Source organism: Tepidiphilus baoligensis (genome assembly GCF_012911495.1).
GTDB classification, from domain to species: domain Bacteria; phylum Pseudomonadota; class Gammaproteobacteria; order Burkholderiales; family Rhodocyclaceae; genus Tepidiphilus; species Tepidiphilus olei.
This window is the reverse complement of record NZ_JAAAUB010000008.1, coordinates 50827-70151: the sequence shown is the minus strand read 5'-3', so window position 1 is coordinate 70151 and position 19325 is coordinate 50827. Positions and strand designations below refer to the sequence as shown.

The 19325-nt window shown below is 67.9% G+C and carries 17 protein-coding genes and 1 pseudogene; 14 read left to right on the top strand and 4 right to left on the bottom strand.

Annotated features, from left to right (window positions below):
• Nucleotides 1-6 precede the first annotated feature (6 nt).
• From lptB to ilvA, 6 genes and pseudogenes are all read left to right on the top strand, one after another.
• Nucleotides 7-729 carry an LPS export ABC transporter ATP-binding protein gene (lptB, locus tag GV368_RS06825; protein ID WP_142803824.1) on the top strand — a complete coding sequence of 241 codons (723 nt, stop codon included), beginning with the start codon at nt 7-9 and terminating at the stop codon, nt 727-729.
• A 2-nt stretch (nt 730-731) separates the two neighbouring features.
• Entirely contained in the window at nt 732-2237 is a 1506-nt protein-coding gene (locus GV368_RS06820) for an RNA polymerase factor sigma-54 (RefSeq protein WP_169115997.1), read from the top strand.
• Nucleotides 2238-2258: 21 nt separating this feature from the next.
• Nucleotides 2259-2582, top strand: a complete 324-nt coding sequence (hpf, locus tag GV368_RS06815; RefSeq protein ID WP_142803826.1) for a ribosome hibernation-promoting factor, HPF/YfiA family — start codon at nt 2259-2261, stop codon at nt 2580-2582.
• 55 nt (nt 2583-2637) lie between these two features.
• Nucleotides 2638-3090 carry a PTS sugar transporter subunit IIA gene (locus GV368_RS06810; RefSeq protein ID WP_169115996.1) on the top strand — a complete coding sequence of 151 codons (453 nt, stop codon included), beginning with the start codon at nt 2638-2640 and terminating at the stop codon, nt 3088-3090.
• Nucleotides 3091-3099: 9 nt separating this feature from the next.
• The gene (gene hprK / locus GV368_RS06805; protein ID WP_169115995.1) at nt 3100-4062 is read left to right on the top strand and encodes an HPr(Ser) kinase/phosphatase; all 963 of its coding nucleotides are present in this window, start codon (nt 3100-3102) and stop codon (nt 4060-4062) included.
• Nucleotides 4049-5580 (top strand): annotated as a pseudogene (gene ilvA, locus GV368_RS06800) (threonine ammonia-lyase, biosynthetic). The gene hprK and the pseudogene ilvA overlap by 14 nt, the downstream one beginning before the upstream one ends.
• On the opposite strand, the gene GV368_RS06795 reads toward ilvA, so the two are convergent.
• The gene (locus GV368_RS06795) at nt 5553-6125 is read right to left on the bottom strand and encodes a 5-formyltetrahydrofolate cyclo-ligase (protein ID WP_235933714.1); all 573 of its coding nucleotides are present in this window, start codon (nt 6123-6125) and stop codon (nt 5553-5555) included. The pseudogene ilvA and the gene GV368_RS06795 sit on opposite strands and share 28 nt — an antisense overlap.
• A 93-nt stretch (nt 6126-6218) precedes the next feature.
• On the opposite strand from GV368_RS06795, the gene GV368_RS11650 reads away from it, so the two are divergent.
• From GV368_RS11650 to GV368_RS06775, 4 genes are all read left to right on the top strand, one after another.
• Nucleotides 6219-8252 (top strand): lytic transglycosylase domain-containing protein, encoded by a 2034-nt coding sequence (locus GV368_RS11650; RefSeq protein ID WP_169115993.1) that lies wholly within the window; start codon nt 6219-6221, stop codon nt 8250-8252.
• A 22-nt stretch (nt 8253-8274) separates the two neighbouring features.
• Entirely contained in the window at nt 8275-9246 is a 972-nt protein-coding gene (locus GV368_RS06785; protein WP_169115992.1) for a complex I NDUFA9 subunit family protein, read from the top strand.
• Nucleotides 9243-10541, top strand: a complete 1299-nt coding sequence (locus tag GV368_RS06780; RefSeq protein ID WP_169115991.1) for a multifunctional CCA addition/repair protein — start codon at nt 9243-9245, stop codon at nt 10539-10541. Before GV368_RS06785 ends, GV368_RS06780 begins: the two co-directional genes overlap by 4 nt.
• Before the next feature lie 84 nt (nt 10542-10625).
• Nucleotides 10626-11423, top strand: a complete 798-nt coding sequence (locus tag GV368_RS06775; protein ID WP_169115990.1) for an alpha/beta hydrolase — start codon at nt 10626-10628, stop codon at nt 11421-11423.
• Between the two features lie 7 nt (nt 11424-11430).
• On the opposite strand, the gene GV368_RS06770 is transcribed toward GV368_RS06775, so the two are convergent.
• Entirely contained in the window at nt 11431-12552 is a 1122-nt protein-coding gene (locus GV368_RS06770) for a class I SAM-dependent methyltransferase (RefSeq protein WP_169115989.1), read from the bottom strand.
• A gap of 86 nt (nt 12553-12638) precedes the next feature.
• On the opposite strand from GV368_RS06770, the gene GV368_RS06765 reads away from it, so the two are divergent.
• The 4 genes from GV368_RS06765 to GV368_RS06750 all read left to right on the top strand — a co-directional run bounded on the left by GV368_RS06765 (nt 12639) and on the right by GV368_RS06750 (nt 15172).
• On the top strand, nt 12639-13394 hold the full coding sequence (locus GV368_RS06765) for a pteridine reductase (RefSeq protein WP_169115988.1): 756 nt from the start codon (nt 12639-12641) through the stop codon (nt 13392-13394).
• Between the two features lie 289 nt (nt 13395-13683).
• Nucleotides 13684-14205: an acyloxyacyl hydrolase gene (locus GV368_RS06760; RefSeq protein ID WP_169115987.1), complete on the top strand. Its 522-nt coding sequence runs from the start codon at nt 13684-13686 to the stop codon at nt 14203-14205.
• 2 nt (nt 14206-14207) lie between these two features.
• A complete protein-coding gene (locus GV368_RS06755; RefSeq protein ID WP_169115986.1) occupies nt 14208-14522 on the top strand; it encodes a (2Fe-2S) ferredoxin domain-containing protein in 315 nt (104 codons plus the stop codon).
• Nucleotides 14523-14524: 2 nt separating this feature from the next.
• The gene (locus GV368_RS06750; protein ID WP_169115985.1) at nt 14525-15172 is read left to right on the top strand and encodes an alpha/beta hydrolase; all 648 of its coding nucleotides are present in this window, start codon (nt 14525-14527) and stop codon (nt 15170-15172) included.
• Nucleotides 15173-15224: 52 nt separating this feature from the next.
• Here the strand turns inward: GV368_RS06750 and icmF are convergent, their stop codons facing one another.
• Both icmF and GV368_RS06740 read right to left on the bottom strand, forming a co-directional pair.
• On the bottom strand, nt 15225-18497 hold the full coding sequence (icmF, locus tag GV368_RS06745) for a fused isobutyryl-CoA mutase/GTPase IcmF (RefSeq protein ID WP_169115984.1): 3273 nt from the start codon (nt 18495-18497) through the stop codon (nt 15225-15227).
• A gap of 154 nt (nt 18498-18651) precedes the next feature.
• Nucleotides 18652-19161, bottom strand: coding sequence for a DUF4124 domain-containing protein (locus tag GV368_RS06740; RefSeq protein ID WP_169115983.1), 510 nt, complete (start codon nt 19159-19161; stop codon nt 18652-18654).
• Between the last annotated feature and the right edge of the window lie 164 nt (nt 19162-19325).

The window sequence follows — 19325 nt, the reverse complement described above, 5'->3', positions numbered from 1 at the left end:
TCCTCCATGTCGCTGCTGCACGTCGAACGCCTGCGCAAAACCTACGGCAAACGCACCGTCGTCGCCTCGGTCGATCTCACCGTCGAAGCCGGCGAGATCGTGGGGCTGCTCGGTCCCAACGGGGCGGGCAAGACCACCTGTTTCTACATGATCGTCGGGCTCGTGCGCGCCGACGACGGCAAGATCGAGCTCGACGGTCAGGACGTCACCCACGAACCCATCCACCGCCGCGCCCGGCATGGCCTCTCTTACCTGCCGCAGGAAGCGAGCATCTTCCGCCGCCTGTCGGTGCGGGAAAACGTGCGTGCCGTACTCGAACTGCGGGGGCTACCCAAAGAGGAGATTCGGCAGAAAGAAGACGAACTGCTCGCCGAACTCGGAATCGCGCATCTGGCCGATCAGCCCTCGGTGTCGCTCTCCGGCGGCGAACGGCGCCGCCTCGAAATCGCCCGGGCGCTCGCCACCGACCCGAAGATCATCCTGCTCGACGAACCCTTCGCCGGCGTCGATCCCATCGCCGTGATCGAGATCCAGCGCATCGTGCGGTTCCTGCAAGAGCGCGGCATCAGCGTACTCATCACCGACCACAACGTGCGTGAAACGCTCGGCATCTGCAACCGCGCCTCCATCCTCGCCGACGGCCGGGTCATCGCCTCGGGCCGCCCCGAGGAGATCATCGACGACCCGCACGTGCGCCGCGTCTATCTCGGCGAACATTTCCGCCTGTAGCCATGAGCCTCGAGCCCCGCCTGCACCTTCGTGCCAGCACCACGCTCGCCCTCTCCCCGCAGATGGCGCAGGCGCTCAAGCTCCTGACGCTGTCGGCCGTCGAACTGCAGCAGACCCTCGAAGAAGCCCTGCAGGCGAACCCCCTCCTCGAAGTGGCGGAGACCGACGAAGAATCCCCCGAAGAAACGCTTCCCATCGCAACCAACGAAGGCGATGAATCCGACGACTGGCAGGCGCAACTCCTCGAGCGTCCCAGCGCGGAGTCGCCTGGCGAAGCGCACGAGTACACCGAAGACACCCTCCAGCCCGCGCCCGAAGAACAAACGAGCGCCAACGACGCTGAATCCTTCGACGACGAGCTCCTGTGGCAGGACGCCCGCCCCGCGCGCGACGACGACGAGGCGCCCGACTTCACCGAGTGGCACGCCGCCGCCACCGATCTGCACCACTACCTGCACGAACAGGCCGCGCTCACGCCGCTCGCCGAACGCGACCGGGCCCTCGTCGCCTTCATGATCGAAGCGCTCGACGACGACGGTTACCTGCACGAAGACCTCGACGAACTGCTCGCCAGCATCCCGCCCGAACTCGAAGTCGGCCGTGAAGACCTCGAGATCGCCCTCAAGCTCATCCAAAGTTTCGATCCCCCCGGGGTCGGGGCGCGGGATCTCGGCGAATGCCTACGGCTGCAGCTGCGCGAGCACCCCGACACGCCGGCGCGGCGCCTGGCCGAGCGGCTGGTGAGCGAAGCGCTCGAGCTCCTCGGCCGTAAGGACTATGCCATACTCAAGCGCCGCTACGCCTGCGACGACGCCCTGCTGCGCGAGGCGCTCGCCCTCATCGCTACGCTCGACCCCCACCCGGGCAGCCGCATCGGCGGCGAACCACCCCCCTACGTCATCCCCGACGTCATCGTGCGCCGGCGCGACGGCCGCTGGCAAGCCGAGCTCAACCCGGCCGTCGCCCCCCGGCTCACCCTCAACCAGCGCTACGCCCAGATCCTCGGCGAGCGGCGCGACGGCACCGAAGCCCTGCGTGAGCATCTCGCCGCAGCAAAGATCCTAATCCGACAACTCGAACAACGCAACCACACCATCCTGCGCGTCGCCCAGGAAATCGTCGAGCGCCAGCAAGACTTCTTCGAGCACGGCGAAGCCGCCATGAAGCCGCTCACCCTGCGCACGCTCGCCGAAGCGCTCGAACTGCACGAATCCACCATCTCCCGCGTCACTCAGGGCAAATACCTGCAGTGTCCACGGGGCGTCTTCGAATTCCGCCACTTCTTCGGCGGCGGCATCGCCGGTGAAGACGGTGAAATCGCCTCGGCCACCGCCATCAAGGCCCGGCTGCGAGCCCTGATCGAACGTGAAAACCGGACAAAACCGCTGTCGGACACCCGCCTCGCCGAGCTACTTGCGGCAGAAGGTATCCCCATCGCCCGCCGAACCGTGGCAAAATACCGCGAGCAGATGCAAATCCCGCCGGCGAACCGGCGCAAAGCCTTGTAATCACCACCACAGGAGTGTGCGATGAACTTCACCATCACCGGCCATCACGTCGAAGTCACCCCCGCGCTGCACGACTATGTCACGGAAAAAGTCGAACGGGTGCTGCGGCACTTCGACCACGCCACCTCGGCGCAGATCATCCTGCGCGTCGAGCGCAACACCCACAAGGCCGAAGTCACCGTACACGTCAAGGGCAAAGATTTCTTCGCGGAAGCCACCGATCCGGCCGACCTCTACGCCGCCATCGACGCGATGATCGACAAACTCGACCGTCAAGTGCGCAAGCACAAAGAAATCGTCACCAACCACCACCAGCCGGCCGCCCCGGCCGCTCAAGGCGAGTGACCGTCCCTGGGGTGGCCCCAGCCGCCACCCTGGTGCCCTCACCCTCGACTCGGCCATGAACCTCATCGCCAGCCTTCTCGACGTCGAGCACATCGCCCTCGACCTCCCCGCCGCCGACAAGCAGCAGGCCCTGGGAGCCGCCGCCCTGCTCTTCGCACGCGACGGGCTCGACCCGGCCAAGGTACAGGCGGCGCTCGCCGAGCGCGAACGGCTGGGTTCGACCGGCATCGGCGAGGGCGTAGCCATCCCGCACGGCCGACTCAAAGGCCTCGCCGCCCCCCGTGGCGCCTTCGTGCGGCTCGCCACCCCCGTGCCGTTCGACGCCTGCGACGGTCGTCCCGTACGGTTCATGTTCGTCCTCCTCGTGCCCGAGCAGGCCACCGAAGAACACCTGCAAATCCTCTCCCAGCTCGCCGAACGTTTCAGCGACCCGGACGTACGTCAGGCGCTCATGACCGTTTCCGATCCGGAATCCGCCCTTGGTCTGCTGACCGGCACCGATGGCTGAACCCGCGAGATGAGAGAGACCTCGCTGCGTGCCGTCATCGAGGCGATCGACCCCGAACTGCACCTCACCCACGTCACCGGCTCGCTCGAACGCACCCTCGCCGTCCTCGACGAGCGCCTATGGCCGGCCGACCTCGTCGGCCACCTCAACCTCATCCACCCGGGGCGCGTCCAGATCATCGGCGCCGCCGAGATGACCTGGGCGCGACGCCTCGGACAAAAGCGCATCGCCCGCCACCTCGAGGAAATCTTCACCGCCAAACCCCCCGCCCTCATCGTCGCCGACGGCTGCACTCCCCCGCCCATCCTCGTGGCCCTATGCCGCACGCACGACGTGGCACTCTTCACCACCGAGCGCCCATCGGCCGAAGTCATCGACCGCCTGCGACACCACCTCTCGCGCGTGCTCGCCGAGCGCGAGACGCGCCACGGCGTGCTCATGGACGTACTCGGCCTCGGCGTCTTCATCACCGGCGACCCCGGCACCGGCAAATCCGAGCTCGCGCTCGAGCTCATCTCCCGCGGCCACGGGCTGGTGGCCGACGACATGGTCGAATTCGCCCGCCTCACCCCCACCGTGCTCGAAGGCCGCTGTCCGCCGCTGCTGCAGAATTACCTCGAAGTGCGGGGGCTGGGGTTGCTCGACATCCGCACCATTTTCGGCGAAACCGCCCTGCGCCGGCGCATGCGGCTTCGCCTCATCGTCCACTTGCGCCGGGTGCTACCGGGCGAACCGCCGCCGCCGCGCCTGGAGATGGAGCAGGTCACCGAAGAGATCCTCGGCGTGCCCATTCCCAAGACCACGCTGCCGGTGGCCGCCGGGCGCAATCTCGCCGTGCTACTCGAAGCCGCCGTGCGTGTCACCATCCTGCGGCTGCGCGGCATCGACTCCACCCGCGAATTCATCGACCGTCACAATGCGCTGCTGGCCCAGCAGAGCCCAACCGAAACCGACTCCCATGGAAACCTCTGAACCTTCCTGCGATTACCTCGAACGCATCCTCACCGCCCAGGTCTACGACGTCGCCGTCGAAACGCCGCTCGACCCCGCGCCCATCCTCTCGCGGCGCCTCGGCAACCGAGTGCTCATCAAGCGCGAGGATCTGCAACCCGTCTTCAGCTTCAAGCTGCGCGGCGCCTACAACAAGATCGCCAAGCTCCCGCCGGAGGCGCTCGCGCGCGGCGTCATCTGCGCCTCGGCCGGCAACCACGCCCAGGGCGTGGCACTCTCCGCCCAGAAACTGGGCGCGCGCGCCGTCATCGTCATGCCCACCACCACCCCGCTCATCAAAGTCGAAGCCGTGCGCAGCCGCGGCGCCGAAGTCGTGCTCTACGGCGAATCCTTCTCCGATGCCTACGCCTACGCCCGCACCCTCGAAGAAGAGGAAGGGCTCGTCTTCATCCACCCCTTCGACGATCCCGACGTCATCGCCGGCCAGGGCACCATCGCCATGGAACTCCTGCGCCAGCACCCCAAACCGATCGACGCCGTCTTCTGCGCCGTGGGCGGCGGAGGGCTGATCGCCGGCATCGCCGTCTATCTCAGCGCCTGCGCCCCGAGATCCGCATCATCGGCGTCGAGGCCGAAGGCTCGGACGCCATGACCCAGTCGCTCGCCCGGGGCGAGCCGGTCGAACTCGCCCAAGTCGGCCTCTTCGCCGACGGCACCGCCGTCAAGCGCGTGGGCGACGAAACCTTCCGCCTGTGCCAGCGCTACCTCGACGACATGATCGTGGTGAGCAACGACGAGATCTGCGCCGCCATCAAAGACGTCTTCGAAGACACCCGCGCCATTCTCGAACCGGCCGGAGCACAAGCCCTCGCCGGCCTCAAGTCCTACGCCCAAAAAATGGAGCTCAAGGACAAGACGCTGGTCGCCATCGCCTCCGGCGCCAACATGAACTTCGACCGCCTGCGCTTCATCGCCGAGCGCGCCGAGCTCGGAGAACGGCGCGAAGCCGTGCTCGCCGTCACCATCCCCGAGCGCCCCGGCGCGTTTCGCCGATTCATCACGCTCCTGGGCAAGCGCAACGTCACCGAGTTCAACTACCGCTATTCGGATCCCGAGGAAGCGCACATCTTCGTCGGCGTCGGCATCCACGACCGCAGCGAAGTCGAGAAACTCGTCACCCAACTACAGGCAGAGGGTCTGCCGGCGATCGACCTCACCGACGACGAACTGGCCAAATCCCACATCCGCTACATGGTCGGCGGACGCGCCCCGCACGTGCGCCACGAACGGCTCTTGCGCTTCATCTTCCCCGAACGCCCCGGCGCGCTCGCCAACTTCCTCGCCCAGTTGCGCTCGGACTGGAACATCAGCCTCTTCCACTACCGCAACCACGGCGCCGACTTCGGCCGCGTCCTCGTCGGCATGCAGGTTCCACCGGAAGAAGACGAAGAATTCGCCCAGTTCCTCACCAAGCTCGGCTACGAATACGTCGAAGAAACGAACAACCCCGCCTATTCCCTCTTCCTCGCCGCCGGCTGAAACACCCCCGCCTCGGTCACGATCCAGTCCATCGGCACATCGTGCGCCTCGGGGTGGGTGTCGGGCACGCGCGTGCATTCATACCCCACCCCGATCGCCGTCACGGGGCGCCCTGCCGCGCGATACGCTGCAAGGGTACGATCGTAGAACCCGCCCCCGTAGCCGATGCGATAACCCGCCGCGTCGAACGCCACCAGCGGCACCAGCAACACCACCGGCCACACGTGCTCCTCGCCCGCCGGAACCGGCAGCCCGAAGAGGTCGCGCGTCATGGGCGAACCGGGCGACCACGGCCGGAAAACGAGCGGCGCCGCCTTGCGTAGCGCCACCGGCAGCGCCACCCCGATACCGCGCCCTTCCGCCCATCCCCACAGCGACGCGAGCACGTCCGGTTCCGTCCGCACCGCCCAGAACCCCCCGACCCAGCCCCCCTCTTCAGGCAAAGACTCGAGCAGTCCGGCTACCGCCCGCCAGATCAGATCGTCCCAGCGTCGGCGCACTTCGGGCGCGATCGCCTCCCGCCGCGCCAAGGCCGATCGCCGCATTTCCACCCGATTCATTCCCCACCCTTCGATCTCCGATTCACCATGAGTTACAATAAACGAAACGGCCTTTTTCCGCCAACCGCCCGATCCGCCATGTCCCTCCGGCCCTCCCTGCTCTGCACCGCCCTGCTCGCCGTCGCCCTCGTGCCCGGCGCACCCGCCGTAGCCGCAGCCGAAGGGCAGCGGGTGAAACCCGCCCCGAAGGCCGTCGAGGCCAAGGCCCATGCCGCCCCGAAACCAGCCGCGCCGAGCGGCCCCGACGCGATCGATCGTGCTCGTTCCGCCTACGCGCGCGGCGATCTCGCCACCGTGCTGCAGCAGCTGCCGCACGTCACCGCCCACCCGCTGGGCGACTACGTCCTCCTATGGTCGCTCATCCAGCGCCTCGGCCGCCCCAGTGAAACGGTACAGCCACAGGAAATCGAGGCGTTCCTCGCGCGTCACGGCGACGACGCCCTGGGCGAGCGCCTGCGCCGCGAGCTGCTACGCACCGCCGTGCGACAGGAACGCTGGAGCGAGGCGCTGCAGCACTATCGCACCCTCGTCAAGCCCGACCGCGACGCCCAGTGTTGGGGCACGCTCGCCTGGATCCAGGATCAACCCCTATCCGGCATTCCCACCAACGACGTGCTGCGCCTGCTGGTCTCCAGCCCCCGCCCCGGCACCGAATGCGTCCCTCTCTTCGCCACGGCTGCCCAGCAGGGGCGGATCGACCAACGAATCCTACGCCAGCGCCTCTACGCATCGCTTGCCCAGAGCGGCCCGTCCGCCGCCAAAGAATGGCGCGCACTCGCCGGCCTGAGCGAGAGAGAATGGCTCGACCTCGAACACGCCACCCGCGACCCGCTCGCGACATTCGCCCTGCCCGACGCCTCGTCCACGACCCTCGCCGCCGCCCTCATCGCCCTGCAGAAAGAAGACCCCGAAGCGGCGCACGAATGGCTCCTCACCATGGCCGAACGGCTCGACCCCGAAGCGCGCGACGTCGTTCGCTGGTCGCTCGTGCTCTACGCCGCCAAGCGGCGCCTGCCACAGGCCAACGCCTGGGCCGACGAAATCACCCTCTCACCGCTCTGGACCGAACCGGCACGCTGGGCCGTGCGCGCGGCGCTCGCGGCGCAGGATTGGCCCAAAGTCTGGCAGCGCATCGAAGCGCTCCCCCCGGGCGAGCGCGAGCGTAACGAATGGCGCTACTGGCAAGGCTATGCCCTCCAGCAGCTGGGCAAAAGCGAACTCGCCGAGGCCATCTTTCGCACCCTCGAGCGTGGCGACGACTACTACGCCATGCTCGCCGCCCATGCCCTCGGTCACCGCTGGCGCCTGCCACCGCAATCTCCCCCTCCGTCGCCGCGCGAAGTGCGCGAGATCGAACGCCACCCCGTCGTGGTGCGCATCCTGGCCCTGGCCGAGCGGAACTGGTTTTTCGAAGCCGCACGCGAAGTCGAGGCCCTGGGCCGCAAGCTTTCGGTGCCCCAGGCACGTGCCGCCAGCGTCGCGCTCACCCAGGCCGGACACTTCGATCTGGCCATCCGTCTGGCCGAATCCATGGACGACGACGGGTTCCTCCTCGCCCGCTACCCGCTCGCCTACCGCGAACTCGTCGAACGCTACGCTGCCGCGCAAAACGTCGACCCCGCCTGGGTCTGGGGCCTGATACGTCAGGAAAGCCGCTTTCGCGCCGACGCCCGCTCGAGCAGCGGCGCGCTCGGTCTCATGCAGATCATGCCCGCCACCGGCAAGTGGCTCGCCGGCAAGCTCGGCATCCCGCGCTTCGACGTCGCCCGCCTGCGCGACCCCGACACCAACGTGATGCTGGGCGTCACCTACATGCGCATGGTCACCGAACAGCTCGACGGCCACCCCGTGCTCGCCACCGGCGCCTACAACGCCGGCCCCGGCCGCATGGGACGCCTGCGGCCGCAACAGGCGCTCGAGACCGAGATCTACATCGAAAACCTGCCGATCGACGAGACGCGCGACTACATCAAGAAAGTACTCGCCAACACCGTCGTCTATTCGGCCATCCTGAACGGGGGCAAAGGCAAGGACATCACCGACTTCCTCCTTCCCTTGCCCGGACTGAGCAACGCCGCCGGCGCACCCGCGCCGGTGCTGGACAACGGATGATGCTCGACCAGGAGAAACGACCATGACCACTGCGACCGAACGCACCGCCCTCGTCCTCGGCGGAACCGGATTCGTCGGCAGCCACCTGCTCGACCGGCTCGTCACCGAAGGCTGGCGCGTCGTCGTGCCCACGCGCCGTCTACAGAATGCGCGTGACCTCAAGCTGCTGCCCACGGTCGAAATCGTCGAAGCCGACGTGCACGACCCGAAGACGCTCGAACGCCTGTGCGCCGGCAAACGCCTGGTGGTCAACCTCGTCGGCACCCTGCACTCGCGCCCCGGACGTCCCTACGGCCCCGAGTTTGCCCGCGCCCACGCCGAACTGCCGCAAAAACTCGCCGAAGCCTGCCATGCGCAGGACGTACGCCGCCTCATCCACCTGAGCGCCCTGGGCGCCGCGCCCGACGCCCCCTCGCAATACCTGCGCTCCAAGGCGGACGGAGAAGCGCGTCTCCGCGCCGCCGGCGACGGGCTCGACTGGACCATCTTGCGCCCTTCCGCCATCTTCGGCCCCGGCGACTCCTTCCTCAACCGCTTCGCCGCACTCGCCCGGCTCTTCCCCATCCTGCCGATCGGCGCAGCGCAGGCCAAGCTGCAGCCGGTCTATGTGGGCGACGTCGTCGAGGTCATCCTGCGCGCGGCGGCCACCGCCAAGGCCGCGGGTCAAACCTACGAGCTCGCCGGCCCCACGGTCTATACGCTCGCCGAGATCGTCGCCTACGCCGCCCGTACGAGCGGCCATCCGCGCCGCGTGGTGGCACTCCCGCCGCGGCTCGCCAGAGCGCAGGCGTGGCTGCTCGAACACCTCCTGCCCAACCCGCCGCTCACGCGCGACATGCTCGATTCCCTCTCGATCGACAGCGTGGCCCACGGCGAGCCGCTGCCCTTCGGGCTCGAACCCACGCCGATGGAGGCCATCGGGCCGGCTTACCTCGCCAACGACACCTTCCGCAGCCGCTACGTCCGCTGGCGCATGCGAATGCAACACGGATGAAAATCTACTGCGTCGGCGGAGCCGTACGCGACGAACTCCTCGGCCGGCCCGTGAGCGACCGCGACTGGGTCGTGGTCGGCGCCACCCCCGAGGAGATGCTCGCCCGCGGCTTCCTGCCCGTGGGCAAGGATTTCCCCGTCTTCCTGCACCCCGAGACGAAAGAGGAATACGCGCTCGCGCGCACCGAGCGCAAGACGGGGCACGGCTACCACGGCTTCGCCTTCCACACCAGCCCCGAAGTCACCCTCGAAGAAGACCTCGCGCGCCGCGACCTCACCATCAACGCCATGGCCCGCGACGAAACGGGGCGCCTCATCGACCCCTACGGCGGACTCGAGGATCTGCGCCGCAAGGTGCTGCGCCACGTCAGCCCGGCGTTTGCCGAAGACCCGGTGCGCATCCTGCGCGTGGCGCGATTCAGCGCCCGCTTCCCCGACTTCACCCTGGCCCCCGAGACGCTCGCGCTGATGCGGCGCATGGTGGAGGAAGGCGAAGTCGATCACCTCGTACCCGAACGGGTCTGGCAGGAACTCGCCCGCGGCCTCATGGAGGCGCGCCCCGACCGCATGATCGAGGTGCTGCGGGAATGCGGAGCGCTCGCACGCCTGCTGCCCGAAGTCGATGCCCTCTTCGGCGTGCCGCAACCGCCAAACTACCACCCCGAGATCGACACGGGCATCCACGTGCTCGCCGCCTTGCGCGTGGCCGCGGAGCGCACGCTCTCGCTGCCCGCCCGCTTCGCCGTGCTGCTGCACGACGTCGGAAAAGGGCGCACGCCGCCGGAACTCTGGCCGCACCATTACGGACACGAAGCGCGCGGCGCGGCCCTCGTTCCCTCGATCTGCGCCCGGCTGCGCACGCCCGTCGAGTGCCGGGAACTGGCCGTGCTCACCGCACGCGAGCACGGACTGATCCACCGCGGTCCGCGCCTTCGCCCCGCCACCCGCGTGCGCGTGCTCGAGCGCTGCGACGCCCTGCGCCGTCCCGAGCGATTCCTCCACCTGCTCGAAGCCTGTGCCTGCGATGCCCTCGGCCGCCCCGGACTCGATATGGACTACGAACCGGTCGAGCGGCTCTGGCGCGATACCCTGGAGGCGGCCAGAAGCGTCGATGCCGGCGCGATCGCCCGCACCTGCACCGAACGCAGCCAGATCCCGGCAAGGCTGCACGAGGCGCGCGTCGCCGCCGTCAAGGCGCGCGCCGCGCGCGGTGGGGATGGCGATGAAGTTTCGTCGCCATCCACTGCCGCCACCACCGCCGGTACCCCATCCTCCTCCCCGCTGGAGGGTGCCTGAGGCCGTAGTATCATAAAATAAGCTGCCGTTATCCTTTGGCTACGCCACAACCCCAACACCCCCAACCCTTACCGAGCCCATTCCATGACCGAGCACCTCGAACTGCTGCATGAAGCCCCCAGCCACCCAGTGAATGCCCCGCCCCTCCTCTTCCTGCACGGCGCCTACGTCGGCGCCTGGTGCTGGCAGCAGCACTTCCTGCCCTGGTTCGCCGCCCAAGGCTACGACGCCTGGGCGCTGTCGCTGCGCGGCCACGGCGGCTCACGCACCGATCGCCCGCGCGACACGCTCTCCATCGATGACTACGTCGACGACGTGCTGCGCGCCCAGGAACGCCTGCCCGCCGAGCCCATCCTCGTCGGCCACTCCATGGGCGGTTTCGTCGCCCAGAAAGCCCTCGAGCGTCACCCGTTTCCCGCGCTCGTGTTGCTGTGTTCGGTGCCGCCTACCGGACTCAGTGGATCGCTGCTGCACATGCTGCTGCACACGCCCATGGCCCTGCTCGAAATGAACCTCTTCACGGCCGGCAAGCGCAAGCCGCACCGCAGCCTGGTCAAAGCGCTCTTCCACCATTTGCCGCCAGAACCCGACCTCGCCCGTTATCTGGCCGCGAGCGGCCCGGAATCATTGCGCGCCATCTGGGACATGATGGGATTTGCCCGCGTCGATCGCGCCAAACAGCATCCCGCCCCGGTATACGTCTTCGGCGCCGAACACGACAAGATCATCCCACCCGACCAGGTGGAGAACACGGCGCGTTTCTACGGCACCACCGCCCGGATCCTGCCCGATTTCGGTCACACCCTCATGCTGGAGCCGGGCTGGGAGCGCGCCGCACGCGCCATCGCGCAGGTGCTGCAGCCGGCAGCGCAAGCCGCCTGAACGCCGCTCACCCCCAAGGAGGCGGCTCGATCCCCCGCCCCAGCGCGATCACCTTGAAGAGCTCCCCCATCTCGTGCGGCATGATGAGCCGCTGCAAGGCGCGCGCGGCCTTCAGATACGCCAGGCTCCCCGGCTCGGCGCGTTCCTCCAGCCGCTGCAGGATGCCGTTGGCCAGCAAGAATCCCGCCTGGTTCATGAAGGCCAGCGTCTCCAGCCCCTCGGCCTCGGCCGCCTCGGCTACGGAAGTGAAATCGACGAAACTGGTGATGTCCATCGCCCCCGGCAGCCACAGCGGATCCTCCACCACTCGGTGGCGAAAATAGCACTGCAGCGTGCCGCGCCCGCGCCACGGCACGTAATACGTCTCCCGCGGATAGCCGTAGTCGATCAGCAGCAACATCCCCGCCTGCAGCGCACGGGCGAGCGTCCCCACCCAGGCACGTGCCACCGGGTGGACTTCCGTCAGGTACTCCCGCCCTTCCAAATGGGGCAACTCGATCCCCTCCAGCCCGGCGAGCGCAGCTGGCGTCGGCGGGCGATCCTCCCAGGCGAGCGCACCGTCGCGCACCGTCACGCCGCGCTCGAACGCCTCCCCTTCGGCCGTTCCCACCAGATGCACCGGCAGCACGTCGAGCACTTCGTTGGCGAGCAGCACTCCGCGGAAGGAATCGGGCACGGCCTCGAGCCAGACCACGCGCTCGGCAAGCGCTCCTGCCTGCGCCGCGATCGTCTCCTGCTGGCGAGCGCGCAGCGACCCCGACACTTCCAGGATGGCGTAGCGCTCGGGCAGCGCCCCGAGCTCGGCGAGCCGGCGCAGCACGTCGGCCGCGAGCAAACCGGTGCCTGCCCCGGCTTCGAGCACGATGCCTCCCGTCTGCCGCAACACCGGCGCGATCGCATCGGCCAGCGTCGCCCCGAAGAGCGGCGTGATCTCCGGCGCGGTGATGAAATCCCCCGCCGGGCCGAATTTCGTCGCCCCACCGCTGTAGTAGCCCAGATCCGGCTCGTAGAGCGCCCAGCGCATGTAGTCGGCGAACGGCACCCAGCCGCCGGCCTCCTCGATGCGCGCCACGATGCGCGCGCGCAAGGTCTCGCTCGCCGCCACCACCTCCGGTTCGGGCGTCGGCACCCCCCTCGTCGTTCGCTCCCGTTCGAACACTGAAAGCCCCCCATTTTACGCTACCATAATCCGATCTTTGCCCGACGGACGAAGCCATGACCCCCTCGCCCTCCGAGCACCGCCCCGTCGTTCTCGTCACCGGCGCCGCCCGGCGCATCGGCGCGGCCATCGCCCGCCATCTGCACACGCACGGCTGGAACGTCGCGCTGCATTATCGCACCTCGGCCTCGGCCGCCGAGCGGCTCGCCACGGAGCTTACCGCCGAACGCCCCGGCAGCGCCGCCTGCTTTGCCGCCGAGCTCGCCGCCCCGGCGAATGCCCCCGCGCTCGTCGCCGCCGTACTCGATCGTTTCGGCCGGCTCGACGCCTTGGTCAACAACGCCTCGACCTTCTATCCCACCCCGATTCCCGAGGTCACCCCCGAGCAGTGGGAAGATCTGCTCGGCGCCAACGCCCGCGCCCCCTTCTTCCTCACCCAGGCGGCCGCGCCCGAACTCGCGCGCCGGCGCGGCGCCGTGGTCAATGTCGTCGACATCCACGCCGAACGGCCGCTGCCCCGCTATCCCGTCTATACCGCCGCCAAGGCGGCGCTCGCCGGGCTCACCCGGGCGCTCGCCATCGAGCTCGCCCCGGCGGTGCGAGTCAACGGCGTCGCGCCCGGTGCCATCCTCTGGCCGGAAGACGATCAATACCCGCCCGCCGAGCGCGAGCGCATCCTCGCCCAGATCCCGCTGCAGCGCCTCGGCGAACCCGGCGACATCGCCCGCGCCGTGCGCTTCCTTCTGGAAGACGCCCCTTACGTCACCGGCCAGATCCTTGCCGTCGACGGCGGACGCAGCCTCGCCCTCTAGGGGACGCTGAAGAAATGAGCGAGCGGGATGAAACGCAAGGCGGAAGGTAGCGCAGCGACCGAGACATATCGAGTGGATAGGCGAGGGAGCGAGCACCGCGCAACGCAGCGATTCGCCCGCGCAGCCAATCATTCAGCGTTTCCCTGACGCGGACGGACTATACTGAACTCTCTCCGACTTCGTCGCCTTGCTGCTCGCCGAACCCGACGCCCGCGAACTCGCCCGTGGATACGGCCCGGAGCGTTTCGGCGTATGATTCGTACCATAACGACCACATGGGGAGCACCCGATGAAACGTCTCGTCCCGGCACTGATCGCCGCCTGTCTGAGCCTGCCCGTGCTTGCGCAGGACAAGAATGCGATGACCGCTTTCTACGGCCAAGACGGCGACATCGACCGCTATGGCCTCTCCTGGCGCTTCAAACCCTTCTGGGGTGATGTCTGGGGCGGCTGGCACGCCTCGCTCTCGCCCGAAATCGAAGCCTCCTACCTCGAATATAACGGAAGACACCCGGGCAACGACTCCTCGGGCGAGCTTGGCGGCCTCGTGCGCTTCCGCCTCGAACGCGGCGTCGGCGCCGTTCGTCCTTACCTCGATCTCGGCCTGGGCGCTGCCGGCTTTACCGATACCCACCTTGGCAACAAGGATCTGGGCAGCGCCTTCCAGTTCACCGAGCAGATCGGCGTCGGCGTCTCGATCGACCAGACCTGGTCGATCGGCTATCGCTTCTCCCACTACTCCAATGCCGGCATCGCCAGCGACAACGACGGGCTCAGCCTGCATCACGTCGTGCTCGAAGTGAAATTCTGACGATGGCTTACTTTCGCCACCACGTCTTCTTCTGCTGCAACCAGCGCCCGGCGGGCGAAGCCTGCTGCGAAGACCATGGTGCGAGCGCCCTGCTCGCGCACGCCAAGGCCCGCATCGAGGCGCTGGGTTTGAAGGGCAAGGGCGGCATCCGCATCAACAAGGCCGGCTGCCTCGGGCGCTGCGACGAAGGGCCGGTGTTGGTCGTCTACCCCGAAGGCGTGTGGTACACCTACCTCGACGAAGCGGACATCGACGAGATCATCGACGAGCATCTCGTCGGTGGCCGCCCCGTCGAGCGCTTGCGACTGCCCGATTGACCATGGAACGGATCCGCGTCGACACCCTGCTCGTCCCCGGCCCGGCCGGCACGATCGAAGTACTCGCCGACTTGCCCGCCGCGCCGCGCGGCGTGGCGCTCGTGTGCCATCCCCACCCGCTCTTCGGCGGAGCCAACACCAACAAGGTGACCTACACGCTCGCACGCGCCTACGCCGAACTCGGCTACGCCGCGCTGCGGCCGAACTTCCGCGGCGTCGGGCGCAGTGAGGGCCGGCACGACCACGGCGAAGGCGAAACGGAAGACATGGTGGCCCTCATCGCCTGGGCACGCGAGCGCTGGGGCGAGGGCGAACTCGCGCTCGCCGGCTTCTCTTTCGGCGCCTACGTGCAGACCCGTGTCGTCGGCCGGCTGCCCGAACCGCCGCGCCACCTCACCCTCGTGGGTCTGCCCCATGGCCTCGCGCTGGGCAGCGGCAAGCAGTACGACACCCCCCTACTTCCCGAGACGCTGCCCGCACTGCTGATCCACGGCGAGCACGACGACATCGCCCCGCTTGCCCGCGTCTTCGACTGGGCCCGCCCGCAGACGCGGCCCGTCGTCGTCATCCCCGGGGCGGACCACTTCTTCCACGGCAAGCTCGCCCTCATCAAGACGCTGGTTTTGCGCGACCACGCCGCCGGACGCTGAAGATGCCGGACGCCACGCCAGCGCAGCGGCGCCCGTCCCGGGCGCCGCACACTCACATACTACGGCGGTACTGCCCGCCCACCTCGTAGAGTGCCTGCGACAGCTGCCCCAGCGAGCAGTAGCGCACCGCGTCCATCAGCACCTCGAAAACGTTCCCCCCGGCCATGGCCGTCTCCTTGACCTTGGCGAGCCACTTCGGCGCCTCCTCGCGGTTGCGCTCGTGGAATTCGCGCAGGCGGCGCAGCTGGCTTTGCTTTTCTTCCTCGGTCGAGCGCGCGAGCTCGAGCTTCTCGGGGATGACGTCGCCCTTCGGATTGCGGAAGGTATTGACGCCGATGATGGGCAGGCTGCCGTCGTGTTTCTTCTGCTCGTAATGGAGCGATTCTTCCTGGATCTTGCTGCGCTGATAGCCCGTCTCCATCGCCCCGAGCACCCCGCCGCGTTCGGCCAGACGCTCGAATTCGCGCAGCACCTCCTCTTCCACGAGGTCGGTGAGCTCCTCGATGATGAAACTGCCCTGGTTCGGGTTCTCGTTCTTCGCCAGCCCCCACTCGCGGTTGATGATGAGCTGAATGGCCATCGCCCGGCGCACCGACTCCTCCGTGGGCGTGGTGATCGCCTCGTCGTAGGCGTTGGTGTGCAGGCTGTTGCAGTTGTCGTAGATGGCGATGAGCGCCTGCAGCGTGGTGCGGATGTCGTTGAAGTCCATCTCCTGCGCGTGCAGCGAGCGGCCCGAAGTCTGGATGTGGTACTTCAGCTTCTGGCTGCGCTCGTTGGCTCCGTAGCGATGCTTCATCGCGATCGCCCAGATGCGCCGCGCCACGCGCCCGATCACCGAATACTCCGGATCCATGCCGTTGCTGAAGAAGAAGGAGAGGTTGGGCGCGAAGTCGTCGATGTGCATGCCGCGCGCCAGATAGCTTTCCACGTAGGTAAACCCGTTGGCGAGCGTGAAGGCGAGCTGGGTGATCGGGTTGGCGCCGGCCTCGGCGATGTGATAGCCCGAGATCGACACCGAATAGAAGTTGCGCACGTCGTGATGGACGAAGTACTCCTGGATGTCGCCCATCAGTTTCAGGGCGAACTCGGTGGAGAAGATGCAGGTGTTCTGGCCCTGGTCTTCCTTCAGGATGTCGGCCTGCACCGTGCCGCGCACCGTGGAGAGCACCCACTCCTTGATCTTCTCCGCCTCTTCTTCCGTGGGTTCGCGCCCGTTCTGCTCGCGGAACTTGTCGATCTGCTGGTCGATGGCGGTGTTGAAGAACATCGCCAGGATCATCGGCGCGGGCCCGTTGATGGTCATCGACACCGAAGTGTTGGGCGCGCACAGGTCGAATCCCGAGTAGAGCACCTTCATGTCGTCGAGCGTGGCCACCGACACGCCCGAATTGCCGATCTTGCCGTAGATGTCGGGCCGCTCGTCCGGATCGCAGCCGTAGAGGGTGACCGAATCGAAGGCGGTGGAGAGCCGCGCCGCCGGCATTCCTTCGGTGAGCGCACGGAAACGCCGGTTGGTGCGGAAGGGGTCGCCCTCGCCAGCGAACATGCGTGTCGGATCCTCGTTCTCGCGCTTGAAGGCGAAGACCCCGGCGGTGTAGGGGAAAGAGCCGGGCACGTTCTCCTTCATGAGGAATTTGAGCACCTCGCCCTCATCCTCGAACTGGGGCAGCGCCACCTTGCGGATCTTGTTGCCCGAGAGCGACTCGTGATAGAGCCGGGTGCGGATCTCCTTGTCGCGGATCTTCACCACGTACTCGTCCTGGGCGTAGAGCTCGCGCAGGGTCGGCCACTGCTCGAGCAGTTTCTTGGCGTGCGGCGTGAGCTCCCCATCTTTCCACGCGATGAGCTCGTCGAAGTGCTCGGCCGGCTTGCCGCACTGCGCGAAGAGCGCCTTGGCGATGCGCAGCGACTGGCGCTCGCGGGCGATGCGCGCCTGCGCCTGCACCTGGCGGTGATAGTCGCGCACCGTCTGCGCGATCTCGGCCAGATAGCGGGTGCGCTCGGGCGGGATGATGGCCCGCCCCTTGCTGGACGCGCGCACCGACACCAACGGCAGCTTGCCCGGAATCTCCGCCTTCAACCCCTGCGCCACCAGCCGCGGCAGCATGGCCTGGTAGAGCGCGGTGACGCCGTCGTCGTTGAAACGCGAGGCCATGGTGCCGAACACGGGCATCTCTTCCGGGGCCAGATGGAAGAGCTCGCGGTTGCGCTGATACTGCTTGCGCACGTCGCGCAACGCATCCTCCGCCCCTTTGCGGTCGAACTTGTTGATCGCCACGAAATCGGCGAAATCGAGCATGTCGATCTTCTCGAGCTGGCTCGCGGCGCCGAACTCCGGCGTCATCACGTAGAGCGAGGTGTCCACGTACGGCACGATGGCCGCGTCCCCCTGGCCGATGCCGGAAGTCTCGACGATGACGAGATCGTAGCCGGTGAGCTTGCAGGCGGCGATCACCTCCCTGAGCGAACGCGACACCTCGCTGCCGGTGTCGCGCGTGGCGAGCGAGCGCATGTAGATGTTCTCGTGCTCGATCGAATTCATGCGGATGCGATCGCCCAGCAACGCCCCGCCGGTGCGCTTGCGCGAGGGGTCGATGGAGATGACGGCGATCTTCAGCCGATCCCCCTGATCCAGCCGGAAGCGGCGCACCAGCTCGTCGGTGAGCGAGCTCTTGCCCGCCCCGCCGGTGCCGGTGATGCCGAGCGTGGGCACGCGCAGCGAAGCGGCCGCCTCCAGCAGCCCCCGGCGGATGGAATCGGGATAGGCGTCGTTCTCCAGCGCCGTGATCACGCGCGCGAGCGTGCGCCAGTCCCCCTGCCCCAAGCGCTCGAGGATCGCCTCGAGCGTCGCCGGCGCCTCATGGCTGAGGTCGAAGTCGGCGCGCCGGACCACGTCGTTGATCATGCCCTGCAGCCCCAGGCGGGCGCCGTCCTCGGGCGAATAGATGCGCTCCACCCCGTAGGCCTCGAGCTCGCGGATCTCGGGCGGCACGATCACCCCGCCGCCGCCGCCGAACACCTTGATCTTCTCCCCGCCGTTCGCCCGCAGCAGATCGACCATGTACTTGAAGAACTCGACGTGTCCGCCCTGGTAACTCGTCACGGCGATGCCCTGCACGTCCTCCTGCAGCGCCGCGCGCACGATCTCGCCCGCCGAACGGTTGTGCCCCAGGTGGATCACCTCGCAGCCCGTCGCCTGCAGGATGCGGCGCATGATGTTGATCGAAGCGTCGTGCCCGTCGAAGAGCGCCGCCGCGGTGACGAAGCGCACTTTGTTCTTCGGCTTGTACGGGGCGATTTTTTGCTGGATGTGCGGATCGCTCATGAAATGTCCCTCCTCGTTCGATGCGGTTTCTCGAACGGGAATGTAGCGCGAAGATGACGTTGACGTCAACGTCAACCGAAAAGAACGGCCTCGCCGATGGCTTGGAGCAGGCCGGCGCGCGCATCATGCACCCGGCCCTACCCGACGATGGATGTCAGCGGCCCGCAGGCTGCAGCAGCCGCGTGCGTTCCCGCTCCAGGCGAGCCGCGCGGCGCTCGAGCAGCTCCATCTCCTTCACTTGCCGCCGCTCCACCCCTTCGCGCTCACGCACCCGGGCTTTCTCGAACGCCGCGCGCTGGGCGGGTTTCAGGTCGGCGGGGGCCTCCCGCACCGCCAGCGCCATGCGCTCGTCGGCGTGGCGGGCGCGCAGCGCCTCGCGCTCACGCGCCAGATCGCGCAGCTCACCCTCGATCTGCGCGAGCCGCTGCTGGCGCAGGGCAAAGGACTGCGGTGATTCGGCCACCGTCTCGCGCGTCTTTTTCGTCGCTGCCGGCGGTGCAGCCGGCGACGGACGCAGGGTGACCGCCGTGGCATCGGGGCCGCAGGGGTTCGCCTCGAAGCGGATGCTACCGTCGGCAGCGGTGCAGCGGTAGACCACGGATTCCTCCGCCCACCCCGGCAAGGCGGCGAAGAGCAAGGCGCACGGCGCGAGGACTCGCGCCAAGCATGAAGGAGAGCATTTCATCGTGTCGGCCCCCGGCGCGACGCAACGAGCGGATCCAGGAAACGAACGCCGAGCCGCGGAAACTTCCGCCGTCTCGATACGGCGAGCGCACACCCAGGAGCCCGGGCGCACGAAAAAAAGGGAAGAGGTGCGACCCTCTTCCC